We start from the raw sequence: 15,206 nt of genomic DNA, 5'->3' as shown, positions 1-15,206 counted from the left end.
CCTGAGAGCAAACACGTCCCGCCCCCGGCGCGACCTCACGGGGCCGCGCCGAGGGGAACAGCATTGCCGCGCGGCCGCGGCAGGCCTGCCGGCCAATTGTCCGGCGGGCACGGGAAGAAGCGCTCGGTGCGCGCGTAGATCAGCAGGTCGGGCTTGAACGCCTTCACATCGTTGAAGTTGAAGTCGCAGCTTCCGGTGGTCTTCAGCGAGGCATGCATCCAGCCCACGACGCTGACGTCCGCATTGGCGAACAGCCCCGCCCAAATGCCCACGGTGAACGAATCTCCCATGATCAGCACCCGCTCGCCGGTGGGCGCATAGTCCCGCGCCACCGATTTGAAGGCGAAGTGCTCATTGTGGTGAATGAGGGCGGGATCAGGCCGTTGGGGACCGGCCGGGCTCTTGTAGAGCAGCTGGAAGTTCTCCTCCTTCACCTCCGGCGGCATGCGCATGCTGCGCAGCAGGTCGCCCCGCGGCGAGGGCACCCGCCCGCCGATCACCTGGCTCACATCCACCTGCCAGCCCGGATGGCCGGCGGCGGCCATCACCGCGTTGAAGGCGAGGATGGAGCTGCGGGTGTTCCAATGGGTATCGGTGAGGAGATAGCGGGGCCAGGGCGCCCGTCGCAGGACCCGGCGCAGGTCGACCGTGGTCACCCCCTCCGCCTCCAGGCCGGCCAGGGCGAGGCTGTATTCGGTGGTGGGATAGCGCAGGAGATCGGTCCAGGCCGGCAATTCCTCCAGCTCCACGGATTGGGCATTGGGCGGCAGCGCCACCAGCACCTTGGTGCCGAGGGGCGCGAGGCTCCGCTGCATCTCGCCGATCATGGAAACGAAGCGCTCCACCTCGGGCGCGCGCACCAGGGCGCCGGCCGATTGCTCCGGCGTGCGCTCCACGCCCCAGAACAGCTGGCCATTGCGGCCGGCATAGATGGGGTAGCTGTCGGGCGCATCCAGGGCGCGGCGCAACTCCCGGCGCAGCACCGGCAGGGTGGCGCGGAAGCCGAAATTGTCATGAATGAACTCGCCGGCATTGCGGAAGATCACATGGGCCGTGCGCCCCCAGCCCCATTCGGGCGCCAGCGGCGTGCGCGCCTTCCAGGTGCCCAGCGGGTCCGGAATGATGTTCGAGAGGAACAGCAGGCCGATGATGCCGGCCACCAGGACCCCGATGTAGCGGCGATGTCGCGCGAGCAGGTTCATGGCATCAGAACCGGTAATAGAGGAAGGGCGTGGGGATGGTACCGCCCACCCAGATCACGCTCATGATCATGAGCGCGGCGATGAGGCCGTAATCCGCCACCGTGGCCAGCACCCCCTCCCCCGACAGGATCTTCCAGCGCCGCCAGCGGAAGAAGCCGATGAGACCACCAACGATCAGCGCGACGATGGACAGGGTGTGGAGGCCGAAGCCGAGCGCCATGGAGGGCCGCGAGAAGCCGTTGGCCCCCACCAGGCCTGAGAAGAGATCCAGTGCCCCGGGCAGCGTATCGGCCCGGAACCAGACCCAGCCCAGCATCACCACCACCACGGCATAAAGGTGCGACACCGGCCCCGGAAGGCGCTTCAGCCAGCGGCCGAGCCAGGCCCGTTCCAGGATGAGGAAGGCCCCGTGATGGGCACCCCAGATCACGAAGTTCCAGCTCGCCCCGTGCCACAGGCCGCACAGCAGGAAGACGACGGACAGGTTCACATAGGTCCGCGCCGGCCCATGCCGGTTGCCCCCCAGGGGAATGTAGAGATAGTCCCGCAGGAAGGCCGACAGGCTCATGTGCCAGCGCCGCCAGAACTCGGTGATGGAGTGGGAGCTGTAGGGAATGCGGAAGTTGCGCGGCAGGGTAAAGCCCACCATCACGCCGAGGCCCACGGCCATGGTCGAGTAGCCGGCGAAGTCGAAATAGATCTGCACCGTATAGGCATAAACACCCAGCCACGCTTCCACGAAGGTCGGGTTGGTGGTGGTGTCGAACACACCCACCACCAGGCGCGAGACCTCATCGGCAATCAGCACCTTCCAGGCCAGCCCGATGGCAAACAGCCGCGCGCCGGCGGAAAACCGGCCCCAGGTGACGCGCCTGTCCGCGAGCTGCCGGGCGACCGTGGAGTAGCGCACGATGGGGCCCGCCACCAGCTGCGGGAACATGCACATGTAGAGCGCGAACTGGGCCGGGTCCGTATTGGCCCGCACCTTTCGCTTGTAGATGTCGGCGAGATACGAAATCGCGTGGAACGAATAGAAGGAAATGCCCAGCGGCAGGGAAATGTGCGGCTCAGGAAGGGCGGCCCCGGTGGGCTCCAGCAGCACATTGAGATTGCCGATGAGGAAGTCGGTATATTTGAACACCCCGAGCAGCAGCAGATTAAAGGTGACGCCGCCGATGAGGACGCGCTGCCGTTCGCGCCCCTCCTTCAGGTCCATGGCCTTGGCGATGAAGAAGTTGACGGCGACGGAGGCCAAGAGCAGCACGATGTGCGGCGTGTATCCCGAGGCGTAGAACACCAGGGAGAAGGCCAGAAAGATATAATTCCGCAGCGCGATGGTCTTCGCGGCGAAGTAGGAGACCAAGAAAAGCGGGAAGAAATAGAACAGAAACTCGATGGACGCGAACGTCATGTCGCTAGGTCACCTGGACAATGGCAAGGGTGGTGCATGCCATCCTTTTCCCCCCGCCGCAACCCTGCCGCCGGGTCGCCCCGCGTTACGTTATGTATCTGCGGACCTCCGCCGGTTGCCCCGGCCCGCGTGGGGAGTATGCTCGCCGCGCCCGAACCGACGGGCCCCCGAAGGAGCCGGATCCCCATGCGCATCGCCACCTGGAATGTGAACTCCATCCGCCAGCGGCTCGACCATGCGGTCGCCTGGCTGAAGGAGGCCAATCCGGACGTGGTGTGCCTGCAGGAGATCAAGTGCCAGACCGACGCCTTCCCCAGGGAGCCGTTCGAGGCGCTGGGCTACAATGTCACGGTGCACGGCCAGAAGACGTTCAACGGCGTCGCCCTGCTCTCCAAGCTGCCGCTGGAGGACGTGAGCCACGGCCTCGCCGGCGATGATGGCGACGAACAGGCCCGGTTCATCGAGGCGGTGGTTTCAGTGAAAACCGGCGTGGTGCGCGTCGCCTGCCTCTATCTGCCCAACGGCAACCCGCCGGATACCGAGAAATATCCCTACAAGCTCGGCTTCATGAACCGGCTCAATGCCTTTGCCGCCGACCGATTGGCCCTGGAAGAGCCGCTGATCCTCGCCGGCGATTTCAATGTGATCCCGCAGCCCATCGACGCCGCCGATCCGTCCGCCTGGCTCGGCGACGCATTGTTCCTGCCGCGCACCCGCGCCGCCTTCCGCGGCCTTCTCCATCTCGGCCTCACCGACGCGGTACGCGCCACCACCGATGCCGAACGGGTGTTCACCTTCTGGGATTATCAGGCCGGGGCCTGGCAGCGGGATTTCGGCATCCGCATCGACCATCTGCTGCTGTCGCCCCAGGCGGCCGACAAGCTCATCGGCGCCGGCATCGACAAGCATGTGCGGGCCTGGGAAAAGCCCTCAGACCACGTGCCGGTCTGGGCCGACTTTTCCATCGCTGTCTGAGGCGCAAAGCCATGGCCCCCTTTCCCGCGCAGCCCCTCGTCGGCGGTTGCCTGTGCGGCGCGGTGCGCTATCGCATCAAGCAGGTGCGCACCGCCTTCTGGTGCCATTGCACCATGTGCCAGAAGGCCTCCGGCTCCGCCGCCGTGCCGTGGGCCAGTGTCGCCCGCGACGATCTGGAGCTGACGGACGGAACGCTGACGCGCTACGCCTCTTCTGAAGGGGTGATCCGGGGGTTCTGCGGCAGCTGCGGCAGCCCGATCCTGTTCGATATGGCGTGTGAGGCGGAGGTGGATATTACCGTCGGCACCCTGGACCAGCCCGACGCCGTGCAGCCCAGCCACCATCTGTGGACCCATTCGGCCCGCGCCATGACCGCGGGCCTCGGCGCCGACCTGCCACGTTTCGCCGCCGAGCGCGACCCACCTTAGCCCAAGGCAGGCCAACGGTGCAGGCCAACGGTAGACCAAGGGTCGACCAGGGGTCGATAGCCGGCCTGCAGTCGGCGCTCTTCAGCGCCGTGCGGTCTTCAGCCAGTTTTCGAGATAGGCCAGGGCCATGGCCCGTTCATCGGGCGAGGCTTCAGCGAATACCTTTTCGTGCAGCTCCACCACCCATTTGTCTTCGGGCCGCGCCGCCGCATCCCGCGCAAGTGTGAGCCACATGAGGCCGCGTGCCGCCTGGCGGGGAACGCCCTCTTCGCCGCGGAACAGCAACTCGCCCAAGGTGGCCTGCGCCTCAAACTGCCCCTTCTGGGCGGCCAGGGTCAGCCAACGCCCGGCGTTGCGCGCGTCCTTCGGCCCGCCCACGCCTTCCAGATACAGCTTGCCCAGATGGTACTGGGCATCGGCGTCACCGAAATAGGAGGCGGCGTAGGAATACATGTCCCGCGCGCGGGTGGGATTGCGCTTCACGCCGGCCGAGGGAATGCCCACCAGATAATAGGAGCCCAGCGCGACGAACGCATTGGCCACGAAGCGCGACTGTGCCGTGCCGGGATAGTCATCCGCGTGGGAATTGGCGATCCGGCTGTAATAGGTGAAGGCCTTGGCATCGTCCCGCTTCACGCCGTCGCCATCGGCATAGATCTTGGCCAGCTTCCACTGGGCCATGGGGTGGCCCTGGGCCGCGGCATAGCCAAGAGCGTCGAGGCCCTTGGCGGTCTCGCCCTGGCGCAATGCCAATGCACCGGCACGAAACGCCTCATCCACCGGCCGCGTGGCCGGTACCACCGGCACATCCACCGGCGGGGTGATGGGCTGCTGCGCCTGGGTGGAGCCATCGAAGGCGGATGCGACCGGCGCGCTCAGCAGCAGACCGACCATGCTGGCGAACAGCAGCCCGGCCGCACGGCGCGCGGCCGGTGCGCTCACGGCGCGGCCCGGGCCACGACCCGCCCGTGGCGCCGCGCGGCGCGCTGATGGGGACAGAAGCCCGCCCCGGGGGCTTGGTAAACGTTCCGCAAACATGATGCTGGAAACTTGGCAGACGGCGGCGGCAATATCGGGGCCGAGGAAAGGCCGCCTGGCGGCCTCACTTGGGCACCGTTCCGTCGCGCTCCGCCCTGCAAGCCTATGTGCCATCCACCGCGTGCGCATCCGGACTCTACCTCAAACGCGGCGGCCGGAAACACTTTCCAGGCTACGCTCACCGCCCCGTGTCGCCCTCTGGTGTCGTGGCGTTTTGTGGCGGGATCGCGGCGTTTGCGGCGGCCGGGCCGGCGGAACCCGGGAAAGGGTGGCGGTGTGACTTTGCCGTCACACAGCCGTCAGCCCCCAACCCTGGCGGTTCCCTTGCGACTCGCGGCTGGGAGCGACCCCCGCGCGGCGGGCCGCTCACAGCCCGTTTCAGGCGCCGGACAGCTGGCCGATGGCGGCGCGCACCTTCTCCTTGCGCAGGAGATATTCGGCGCGCTTCTCCCGCTCGGCCTCGACCACTTCTTCCGGGGCCCGGGCCACGAAGCTCTCATTGGAGAGCTTGCCGTCGATGCGGGCCACTTCCTGGTCGAGCTTGCCCTCTTCCTTCTTCAGGCGGACCAGCTCGGCGGCGAGGTCCACCACTCCGGCCAGCGGCAGCGCCGCCACCTCACCGCGCACCACCATCTGCACCGACTCCCCGGGCATAGCGTCGGCAATGGTGATGTCTTCGAGCCGCGCCAGCCGGCGCAGGGCATCGTCCCACTGGGCGGCGCGGGCAGCCGTTTCGGCCGAGGGCTGCACCAGCACGAGCGGCACCTGGGCGGAGGCCGGCACGTTCATTTCGGCGCGCACGGAGCGGATCTCGGTGACGAGATCCACCACCCAGCCCACTTCGGCCTCCGCATCGGGGGCCTCCAGGCCCGCGAGGTCCGGCCAGGGCGCCAGCGCCAGCAGGCTCTCGCGCGCGGGGCCCTCCTTGCCGGTCTCGGCCCACAGCTCTTCGGTGAGGAAGGGCATGAAGGGGTGCAGCAGCGCCATGGCCACATCCAGCACATAGGCCGTGGTGGCGCGGGTCTCGTCCTTGGCGGCGCCATCCGGCCCGGACAGCACCGGCTTGGCGAGCTCCAGGTGCCAGTCGCAGAACACGTTCCACAGGAAGCGGTAGATGCCGCCCGCCGCGTCATTGAAGCGATAGGCGAGGATGGCTTCCTGCACCTCGCCGGCGGCGCGGGCGGCCTCGCCGATGATCCAGCGGTTGAGGGTGCCGTCCACCTTGGCGGGATCGAAGCCGGCGCCCCGTACGCAGCCGTTCATCTGGGCGAAGCGCACCGCGTTCCAGAGCTTGGTGGCGAAGTTCCGATAGCCCTCCACCCGCGAGGTGGCGAGCTTGATGTCCCGGCCCTGGGCCGCCATGGCAGCCAAAGTGAAGCGCAGGGCATCGGCGCCGTATTTGTCCACGAGGTCCAGCGGGTCGATGACGTTGCCCTTCGACTTCGACATCTTGGCCCCCTTCTCGTCGCGGACGAGGGCGTGGATGTAGATGTCCTTGAACGGCACTTCGCCATCCATGAAGTGCAGACCCATCATCATCATCCGGGCGACCCAGAAGAAGATGATGTCAAAACCCGTCACCAGCACGCTGGTGGGATAGAATTTCTTCAGTTCCTCGGTCTCATCCGGCCAGCCCATGGTGGAGAAGGGCCACAGCGCGGAGGAGAACCAGGTGTCGAGCACATCCTCATCGCGGGTGAGGAAGCCCGCGCGCTTATCGGCATCGGCGATCAGCGCTTCGGCCTCTTCGGCGGAGAGCGTCTCGTTGCCCACATTGTGCTTGAGGGCCTGCTCGAAGGCCTCGTCTTCATCCAGCGCGACGAAGACGTTGCCAAAGGGATCATACCAGGCGGGGATCTGGTGGCCCCACCACAACTGGCGCGAGACGCACCAGGGCTGGATATTCTCCAGCCACTCGAAATAGGTCTTTTCCCAATTCTTCGGCACGAAACTGGTGCGGCCCTCACGCACCGCCGCCAGGGCCGGCTGCGCCAGAGTCTTGGCGTCCACATACCACTGGTCGGTGAGCCAGGGCTCGATGACCACGTTGGAGCGATCGCCGTGGGGCACCATGTGGGTGTGCGGCTCGATCTTCTCCAGCAGCTCCAGATTGGTCAGCAGCTCGACGATGGTCTTGCGCGCCGCAAAGCGGTCGAGCCCGCCCAGGTGCTCCAGCACGCCGGCGTCCACCGGCTCCACATAGGCCTCCGGGCGCTCGGCGCGATCATCCGCGATACCGGAGATGTCGATGCGTGCCTCGGCATCGAGCACGTTGATCATGGGCAAGCTGTGGCGCTTGCCCACCTCGAAATCGTTGAAATCGTGCGCCGGCGTGATCTTCACCGCGCCCGATCCCTTTTCCGGGTCGGAGTATTCATCGGCGACGATGGGAATGCGGCGGCCCACCAGGGGCAGGATGACGTTCTTGCCGATCAGGTCCCGATAGCGCTCGTCATCCGGGTGCACCGCCACCGCCGTATCGCCCAGCATGGTCTCCGGGCGGGTGGTGGCGACGATGATGAAGCGGCCCTTCTCCCCCTCGATGGGGTAGCGCAGATGCCAGAGATTGCCCTTCATCTCCACCGGCACCACTTCGAGGTCCGAGATGGCGGTAATGAGCTTAGGGTCCCAATTGACGAGACGCTTGTCCTTGTAGATCAGCCCCTCACGATAGAGCTGCACGAACACCTTGAGGACCGCGCGCGACAGACCCTCGTCCATAGTGAAGCGCTCGCGCGACCAGTCGCAGGAGGCGCCGAGCCGCTTCAGCTGGCCGACAATGGTGCCGCCCGACTCGGCCTTCCAGGTCCACACCCGCTCGATGAAGGCGGCGCGGCCCATATCGCGGCGGCCGGGCTGCTGCTGCGCCGCAAGCTGGCGTTCCACCACCATCTGCGTGGCAATGCCCGCATGGTCGGTACCCGGCTGCCACAGCACGTCCTTGCCGCGCATGCGCTCGAAGCGGGCCAGGATGTCCTGCAGCGTGTTGTTGAGCGCGTGGCCCATGTGCAGGGAGCCGGTGACGTTCGGCGGTGGGATGACGATGGAAAAGCCCGGCTTGTCCTTGCGCTCGGGGCGCCCGCAGCGGAACGCGCCTTCCTGTTCCCAAGCCTCGGCAATGCGGGCCTCGACGGATGCGGGATCGAACACTTTCTCGAGCATGGACATGAGCTCCGCGGCCGCGACGCCCCGCAGGCCCGGGCGACGCCCAGGCCGTGCCGGCATCCGTCGCGCTAGGGACAGGATGGTTTCAGATGGGGTTAAGCCGCAGCACCCGGCAAAGGTCAACAGCGGCGGCTCACAAGGCCGCCCTGCGTGCACCGAAGACGCAACCCCGCCCCTGCCTCGCCCCTGCCCCGCGACACAGCGCGCCGGAGCCCGGCTTGGATGGGAATGGCCGGCCTAGCGCCGGTTGCTGGTGACCCGCTCGATCTCGGCCCGGACCGCGCGCTCCACGATGCCGGACAGATTTTCATCCAGCCACGCCTTGAGCATCGGCCGCAGGATCTCCTTCACGAGATCCTCGATGGTGCGCTCCTGCTGGGGCAAGACCAGATCACCAAGGGAGCGGAATGCGGCCGAAACGGCCGCATCCACCGCCGGCGAGAGCAGATCCCGCCGCGGCAGCGGAACGCCGGGCGTTTCATCCGGCGCCGCCACTCTCGGCGGGGCTGGGGGGCGATCCAACGGCGAAGTGGCCGGCGTGGGCCCTGTCGCAGTCTGCGTCGTGCGGCGGCCGCTATCGCGGAGCTCCTCTTCGCGGACATCCTCGCCACCTGCAGCGTCCTCGCCATGCCAAGCGCGATCGGTCCGCTCGGCCTCCGGGCGCCAGCCCACCGGTCGCGCGGCGACAGCGGGGCTTTCGCGATGGCGACGCGCGGTCATCGGACGGAGCATGGGGCGCGCACCTCCATCCGCTGCGGCGCGGCCCACGGCTGCGCTGCCCGCACGTCCACCTTGCGCCGCCATCGGCGGTTCAAGCCAGGCGTCCGCCCCATCGCTCAGGTCATTCAGCGTGTCATCCTCCGGTCCAGGGGCCTGAGGATGCTCATGGCGGTGGTGCAACTCGTCCTGCGGCTCGGCCGCATACCGGCCCCCGGCGACCGGAGACGGCGGCCGCTCCCGGCTGTGCGCCGCCGGCGGCTCCGCCAGCCGTGCCCGCATAGGGAGGGGCGGCATGGGGTGTGGAGTGGCGGGGGGTGCCGTGACGGCGTGCGCAGGCATGGCCTGCACCGGCGCGGGTCGTGCGTCCCCGGGCCGCGCAGCACGAGCCCCTGCCGCTCCGCCAGACGGTGCGGCACGCCGTTCCGGAGCCGGGCGCGCCAGATCGGCCGAGGAGGCGGAACGCGACGGATCGTCATCGGCGATGATGCGACGGATGGACGCGAGAATCTCTTCCATCGACGGCTCTTGCGCCTTCGGATTAGCAGGCATGTCGCAACCCCGGCCGTGGCGGCAGGTGGCGCTCATATCCCGGCGCCGCCCACCCCAGAATCACCATCAGGACAGGAGTATGACACCGGCGACAGAGATCGTGCCAGCGCCCTCCCCCCGCTTTCCCGCTATTGACCGTCGGGCGTGCGCACGCCGGCCCAGCTGTCGCGCACCTGATGATAGTGCACAGCCGGGTTGTAGACGTTGACCTTGAGCTTGAGCGACTGGGCGTCGAGCTTGCCGATGGTGGACACCAGAGAATAGGCCGCCACCACCCGGTCGCGCTGGGCGATCACCAGCGCGGAGCGCGAGTTGGTCAGGTCGCGCTGTGCGTTCAGCACGTCGGTGGTGGTGCGCTGGCCGACGCGCCACTCTTCACGCACGCCTTCCAGGGCCAGGGTGTTCGCCGCGACCGAGGCCTGCGCCGCCTGAATCTGCACCTTGGTCGCCTCCAAAGCGCCCCAGTACTGCACGGCCTGGGAGCGGATGGCGTCGCGGTTCACATCCACCTCGATGCGGGCCTGCGACAGCAGCTCCTTCGCCTGGCGGATGTTCGCGTACTCCACGCCGCCCTGGTAGATCGGCACCGACAGGTTGAGCGTCACCGCCGCCGAGCCGAGGGACTGCACCGACAGCGAGGTGTCGTTGGCCTGGGACAGCTGGCCCTGCACATTCAGATTGGGCATCAGCGCGCCCTCGGCCACCTTCACCTGGAAGGTCGCCGCGTCCACCGCGAACTCTGATGCCTTGACCGCCGGATGAGTCGAAAGACCCGCGGACACCACCTTGCCGAGATTGTTCGGCAGCATCCATTCGATGGAGCGGGGCGTGGTGAGCTTGCCCGGCTCCACACCGATCACCTGACGATAAACACCGCGCGCGGAGCTGAGATTCGCGACCGCCTGGCTCACCTGATACTGCGCATCGGCGACGCGGGCCTCGGCCTGCGCCACGTCGGTACGGGTCACCTCACCCACGTTGAAGCGGTCGCGGGTGGCGCGCAGTTCCTGTTCGAGGGCGGCCAGGTTCTGGTGCTGCAGATCCAGGAGCGCGATCGCCTGGATGACATCCATGTAAGCGGTGACGCCGTTCAGGAGGACGGCCTGCTCCGTGTTCCGCAGGGTCTCGCGGGAGCCACGCACCTGGCTTTCGGCCGACCGGGTCGAATTGGCGGTGATGAAGCCGTTGAAAATCGTCTGAGTCGCGGTCAGCGCGAAGGTCCGCGACCACAAGGTGCCATTTTGCTGTGGCGAGCCGGTCGCCTGCTGGCGCACGCCGGCTGGCCCTACGGCTGCGCTCCCGAACAAGGTCGGCCGGTAGCCGGAGAGCGCCTGAGGAACGCTTTCGTCCACCGCCCGCGTGCCGGCGCGCTGGGCGTTCAGGGTCGGATTGTTGACGTAAGCCGAGGCAAGCGCCGAATCGAGAGGCTGCGCCCCCGCGCCGGACGCCGTCACAATGACGGCGCCGACCCCCGCCAGGATAGCGATTACGTCTCGGCGAAAGCTCGTCGCAAGCGACATCTATATCTCCTGGGCCCTGCACGACGGTAAAGATACGCTGCATGCACCCGTCGTGCGGTAACGGATTGGCAACATATCCGCAGCTCACCGCTTGGGAAACCGATCGGTTCGATTTACCCGTCGCTTTTCGCCTGACCGCGGCAAACAGGCCACAGAAGTGTCAGAAAACGAAGCGTGGCGCGGCCTCGAAGCCGGGCAGGCGCGGCACGGCGGCGTTGAAAGCCGGCCATTCAGACACCTGGCCGGACACCTTCGTATAAAGGCGGGCCTGACCGGCACCGCCCTGGCCGAAGACCGTCACCAGCCGCCCGCCCTCTTTGAGCTGACCGAACAGGGTCGGGGGAATCAGATCCACGGCGCCGTTCACGAAGATCACGTCATAGTCGGCTTCCGCGGGCCAGCCGGCCACCAGCGGGCCCTGCATCACCGCCACATTGTCCACCCCAAGCTCAGCCAGGGTCTTGGTGGCGGCGGCCGCGAGTTCCGCGTCCTCCTCCAGCGCCACCACCTGCTGCGCCAGCCGCGACAGCACGGCGGCGGTGTAGCCGGTGCCTGCCCCGATATCGAGCACGTGGTCCTTTTCCTGCACATCGGCGAGCTGAATCAGCCGCGCCACCACCATGGGCTCCACCAGATAGCGGGCCGGGGTGCGCCCCTGCGCCGGGCGGATGATGAGATCGTCGTCGATATAGGCCAGGGACTTGAGGGGCGCGGGCACGAACTTCTCCCGCGGGATTTCGAGCATGGCGCCGACGATGCGGTGGTCGGTCACGTCGTTGGCGCGAACCTGGGCGTCCACCATGCCACGGCGAAGCTCGACGAAATCGATCATGTCATCCCTCCGGACCTCAGCGCGCGGGCATCAGTCTGGCTAGCCCGCCGGGTCAGTTCGAGTTCAAGAGCCACATTGCCGCCCCTTTTGCAAGGCGCCATCAGGGGTCGGCCGCCGGCCGAAAGGCAAACCCGCGCTGTGGCAGGCCGTCGCACGGGGGCAGCCCGGACTTGCCGGCCCGGCGCATGCGGCGTCAACCTTCCGGGCGCTCTCCCAGGGGGAGCCGATGCCGGAGCCTTCGCCATGACCGCCCCCCTTTCTCCCGCCGCCGGGCGCCCCGCCGCCACCACCGAGCAGGCGGTGCATGATCTGGTGCACGGCTTCTATGACGTGGTGCGTGCCGATCCGCTCATCGGACCGGTTTTCATGGCGCACATCGCCGCCGAAGCCTGGCCCGTGCACCTCGCCAAGATGTGCGATTTCTGGTCGTCAGTGCTGCTGAAGACCAAGCGTTACGATGGCCGTCCCCTGCCCCCGCACACCACGCTGGGGCCGTTGAACGATGCGCATTTCCTGCGCTGGCTGGCCCTGTTCCGCCCGGTGGCGCGGGCCACCCTGCCACCGGAAGACGCCGCCCGCGCCATCGCCCACGCGGAGCGGATGGCCAACAGCTTCCGCATCGGCATTGCCATGCACGCCGGCGGCGACGTCACCCGCATGGCGCCGCTGCCCAGCGAGGCGGAGGCCTGAGCCGGGCTTTTGCACAAAGCCCGGGATTGCGCCCTGCCCCAACTTGCGCCCCCGCGACGAACCCCTTATGAAGCGCAGCTCGTGAGGCCACGTGGCGGAGTGGTTACGCAGCGGACTGCAAATCCGTGTACGGGGGTTCGATTCCCTCCGTGGCCTCCACGGCAGCCCGGAGAACCGCCGTCCGGCCCGGCCACTTCGGCCTCGCAGCCCGCTCTGCCCATCCTTCACCACGGATCGGATCCGCCGGAACGGGCCTCTCGCGGCTCCGCCTTGAGCGCACGCGCATTGACTTGAAACGACCGCGGCGGTTCAACAACGCACCAAGCGGTGCGCATTTGCCGACCGCCGGAGAACCGCATGAACGCAAAATCGGCCCCCCCGCCGCGGGAGCCCGTGAGCAATGATGAGACGGTAAGCATCCTGCGCCGCCTTCTGCTCTCGGACGGCAAGCGGCACTGGAAAGGCTACGCTCTCGCTTTCGCCTTCATGGCCACCATGGGGGCCTGCACCGCGGGCCTCGCCTATCTGATGAAGGATGCGGTGGACGCCATCTTCGTGGCCCCCACCCCCGCCGCCGTCTGGGCGGTGGCTATCGTCGTGATGGTTCTGTCGGTGATCAAGGGCGCCTCGACCTACGGGCAGAGCATCACCATGGCGCGGATCGGCAACCGCATCGTGGCCGACAATCAGAAGCGCGCGTTCGACAAGCTGCTGCGGCAGGACGTGAGCTATTTCGCCACCCGTCACACGGCCGAGGTCTCATCCCGCTTCAATGCCGGTGCCAACGGCGCCCGCGGAACCCTCAACCTGGTGGTGGCGAGCATCGGCCGCGACCTGCTCTCGCTGCTCATGCTGGCCGCGGTGGCCATCTTCCAGGATCCGTTCCTGGCGATCATCGCCCTGGTGGTGATGCCGGCGGCGGTGTTCGGCACCCGCAAGCTCATCCGTCGCGCCAAGACCATCTTCACCACCGGGTTCAAGTCCGGCGTGAAGCTCTCGTCCATCGCCCTCGAGGTGTTCCAGGGCATCCGCACGGTGAAGGCCTACACGCTGGAGCCGGAGATGCTTCAGCGCACCCACGCTTATATCGACGAGGTGGAGAAGAACGCCAACCGGCTCGTGCGCACCCAGGCGAAGTCCAGCCCGCTGATGGAGAGCCTGGGCGGCCTCGCCATCGGCGGCGTCATCCTTTACGCGGGCTATAACGTGATCGTGGTGGGGCGCTCGCCAGGGCAGTTCTTCTCCGTGCTGACGGCGCTGCTGCTGGCTTATGAGCCAGCGAAGCGCCTGGCCCGCCTGCACGTGGAGCTGGTGAACCACCTGATGGGCGCGCGCATGCTGTTCGAGCTGCTCGATTCGCCCGCACCCGAGCTCGATCCCCCGGGCACGCCCGACCTGCCGCGTCCTCAGGGGCGAGTGGAGCTGCAGCATGTGGAATTCGGCTATCGCCCCGGCGAGCCGGTGCTGCGCGGTCTCGACCTGGTAGCCGAGCCCGGCCAGACCACGGCGCTGGTGGGCCAATCGGGCGGCGGCAAAACCACCGTCATCAACCTCATCGAGCGCTTCTACGAGCCGCAGAGCGGCGCGGTGCTGTTCGATGGGGTGGACACCCGCACCGTCACCCGCCGCTCGGTGCGCTCCGCGGTGGCGCTGGTGAGCCAGGATGTCTACCTGTTCTCCGGCTCCATCCGCGACAACATCGGCTATGGCCGCCCCGGCGCCAGCGAAGACGAGATCATCGCCGCCGCCCGCGCCGCCCATGCCCATGACTTCATCATGGGCTTTGAAGGCGGCTACGACACCCATGTGGGCGAGCATGGCGCGCAATTGTCCGGCGGCCAGCGCCAGCGCATCGCCATCGCCCGCGCCTTCCTGAAGGACGCGCCGATCCTGCTGCTCGACGAGGCCACCGCCGCCCTCGACAGCGAGTCGGAAGCTGAGGTGCAGAAAGCGTTGCAGCTGCTGCAGCGCCAGCGCACCACCATCGTCATCGCCCATCGCCTGCAGACCGTGGTGGGGGCCGACAAGATCTGCGTGATCGAAGGCGGCCGGGTGATGGAATCGGGCACGCACGACGAGCTTCTGGCCAAGCGTGGGCGCTATTTCGGCTTCTACCACATCCAGTTCGCCCACGAGTCCACGCCGCCGGAACCCACGGGCGGCGATGATCCGCAAGCGCTTCTGCGCGCTTGATTTCGGCACCCGACGCAGCGCACTTGTGCACACCCAATGGGGCCCGGAAGCGGAAAACCTCCGCTTTCGGGCTTCACAAGCCCGCGGGGGATTGCTATATCGCCGGCCTCGGTCGGAAACGACCTGTTCCCCGATAGCTCAGTTGGTAGAGCGTTCGACTGTTAATCGAATGGTCGCAGGTTCGAGTCCTGCTCGGGGAGCCATCTCTCAAACGCCGCGCACCGGCGTTTCTCTTTCCAGACTCGCAAATCTGCCGTTCCGCGGTGTCCCCGCCGCACTACGCCATTCCTGACACCTGCGTCTGACGCAGGGGAAGTGGCGAGCAGCTGCATACCTCCTCCCTGCAAACTCTGCTGTCCATTGACGGAATGGCGATCGGCTCAGCGCCCGATGTGGCGACCGGGGCGGCAGACCACCTGCGGATGCTTGGCGCGGCACCTGCAGCGCCTGTATGCATGGCTCTTTCAACCGTGAAGGGGAGGT

11 protein-coding genes and 2 tRNA genes are annotated in these 15,206 nt (G+C 67.3%); 6 read left to right on the top strand and 7 right to left on the bottom strand.

Annotation, left to right across the window (positions count from 1 at the left end; genetic code table 11):
* Positions 1-35 precede the first annotated feature (35 nt).
* Both MEU52_RS12300 and MEU52_RS12295 read right to left on the bottom strand, forming a co-directional pair.
* Positions 36-1,202 (bottom strand): alginate O-acetyltransferase AlgX-related protein, encoded by a 1,167-nt coding sequence (locus MEU52_RS12300; RefSeq protein ID WP_238122581.1) that lies wholly within the window; start codon positions 1,200-1,202, stop codon positions 36-38.
* Positions 1,203-1,206: 4 nt separating this feature from the next.
* Entirely contained in the window at positions 1,207-2,613 is a 1,407-nt protein-coding gene (locus tag MEU52_RS12295; protein WP_238122580.1) for an MBOAT family O-acyltransferase, read from the bottom strand.
* 186 nt (positions 2,614-2,799) lie between these two features.
* Between MEU52_RS12295 and xth the strand changes: the two genes are divergently transcribed.
* Both xth and MEU52_RS12285 read left to right on the top strand, forming a co-directional pair.
* On the top strand, positions 2,800-3,588 hold the full coding sequence (xth, locus tag MEU52_RS12290) for an exodeoxyribonuclease III (RefSeq protein ID WP_238122579.1): 789 nt from the start codon (positions 2,800-2,802) through the stop codon (positions 3,586-3,588).
* Between the two features lie 11 nt (positions 3,589-3,599).
* On the top strand, positions 3,600-4,016 hold the full coding sequence (locus tag MEU52_RS12285) for a GFA family protein (protein ID WP_238122578.1): 417 nt from the start codon (positions 3,600-3,602) through the stop codon (positions 4,014-4,016).
* An 81-nt stretch (positions 4,017-4,097) separates the two neighbouring features.
* On the opposite strand, the gene MEU52_RS12280 is transcribed toward MEU52_RS12285, so the two are convergent.
* The 5 genes from MEU52_RS12280 to MEU52_RS12260 form a co-directional block, all read right to left on the bottom strand.
* On the bottom strand, positions 4,098-4,910 hold the full coding sequence (locus MEU52_RS12280; protein ID WP_273546322.1) for a tetratricopeptide repeat protein: 813 nt from the start codon (positions 4,908-4,910) through the stop codon (positions 4,098-4,100).
* A gap of 522 nt (positions 4,911-5,432) precedes the next feature.
* Entirely contained in the window at positions 5,433-8,216 is a 2,784-nt protein-coding gene (locus MEU52_RS12275; protein WP_238122833.1) for a valine--tRNA ligase, read from the bottom strand.
* A gap of 240 nt (positions 8,217-8,456) precedes the next feature.
* Complete coding sequence (locus tag MEU52_RS21970; RefSeq protein WP_238122576.1) at positions 8,457-8,714, bottom strand: PopZ family protein; 258 nt, start codon at positions 8,712-8,714, stop codon at positions 8,457-8,459.
* Positions 8,715-9,616: 902 nt separating this feature from the next.
* A complete protein-coding gene (locus MEU52_RS12265; RefSeq protein WP_238122575.1) occupies positions 9,617-11,008 on the bottom strand; it encodes a TolC family outer membrane protein in 1,392 nt (463 codons plus the stop codon).
* Between the two features lie 160 nt (positions 11,009-11,168).
* On the bottom strand, positions 11,169-11,840 hold the full coding sequence (locus tag MEU52_RS12260) for a protein-L-isoaspartate O-methyltransferase family protein (RefSeq protein ID WP_238122574.1): 672 nt from the start codon (positions 11,838-11,840) through the stop codon (positions 11,169-11,171).
* A gap of 243 nt (positions 11,841-12,083) precedes the next feature.
* On the opposite strand from MEU52_RS12260, the gene MEU52_RS12255 reads away from it, so the two are divergent.
* The 4 genes from MEU52_RS12255 (at position 12,084) to MEU52_RS12240 (ending at position 14,926) form a co-directional block, all read left to right on the top strand.
* Entirely contained in the window at positions 12,084-12,530 is a 447-nt protein-coding gene (locus MEU52_RS12255) for a group III truncated hemoglobin (protein WP_238122573.1), read from the top strand.
* Positions 12,531-12,615: 85 nt separating this feature from the next.
* A tRNA-Cys gene (locus tag MEU52_RS12250) sits at positions 12,616-12,689 on the top strand.
* 198 nt (positions 12,690-12,887) lie between these two features.
* Positions 12,888-14,723 (top strand): ABC transporter ATP-binding protein, encoded by a 1,836-nt coding sequence (locus MEU52_RS12245; RefSeq protein WP_238122572.1) that lies wholly within the window; start codon positions 12,888-12,890, stop codon positions 14,721-14,723.
* A gap of 127 nt (positions 14,724-14,850) precedes the next feature.
* Positions 14,851-14,926, top strand: a tRNA-Asn gene (locus MEU52_RS12240).
* The last annotated feature ends 280 nt before the right edge of the window (positions 14,927-15,206 follow it).

The organism is Xanthobacter sp. NM-25 (assembly GCF_022138605.1).
Classification (GTDB): domain Bacteria; phylum Pseudomonadota; class Alphaproteobacteria; order Rhizobiales; family Xanthobacteraceae; genus Xanthobacter.
The sequence above is the reverse complement of the archived record's forward strand: the minus strand, read 5'-3'. Positions and strand labels throughout refer to the sequence as shown.

Bases quoted from the DNA above. Each gene is read 5' to 3' on its own strand.
- MEU52_RS12260 (WP_238122574.1), bottom strand. From the start codon at position 11,840: ATGATCGATTTCGTCGAGCTTCGCCGTGGCATGGTGGACGCCCAGGTT.
- MEU52_RS12245 (WP_238122572.1), top strand. From the start codon at position 12,888: ATGAACGCAAAATCGGCCCCCCCGCCGCGGGAGCCCGTGAGCAATGAT.
- MEU52_RS12275 (WP_238122833.1), bottom strand. From the start codon at position 8,216: ATGCTCGAGAAAGTGTTCGATCCCGCATCCGTCGAGGCCCGCATTGCC.
- MEU52_RS12300 (WP_238122581.1), bottom strand. From the start codon at position 1,202: ATGAACCTGCTCGCGCGACATCGCCGCTACATCGGGGTCCTGGTGGCC.
- MEU52_RS12255 (WP_238122573.1), top strand. From the start codon at position 12,084: ATGACCGCCCCCCTTTCTCCCGCCGCCGGGCGCCCCGCCGCCACCACC.
- xth (WP_238122579.1), top strand. From the start codon at position 2,800: ATGCGCATCGCCACCTGGAATGTGAACTCCATCCGCCAGCGGCTCGAC.
- MEU52_RS12280 (WP_273546322.1), bottom strand. From the start codon at position 4,910: ATGGTCGGTCTGCTGCTGAGCGCGCCGGTCGCATCCGCCTTCGATGGC.
- MEU52_RS12285 (WP_238122578.1), top strand. From the start codon at position 3,600: ATGGCCCCCTTTCCCGCGCAGCCCCTCGTCGGCGGTTGCCTGTGCGGC.
- MEU52_RS12295 (WP_238122580.1), bottom strand. From the start codon at position 2,613: ATGACGTTCGCGTCCATCGAGTTTCTGTTCTATTTCTTCCCGCTTTTC.
- MEU52_RS12265 (WP_238122575.1), bottom strand. From the start codon at position 11,008: ATGTCGCTTGCGACGAGCTTTCGCCGAGACGTAATCGCTATCCTGGCG.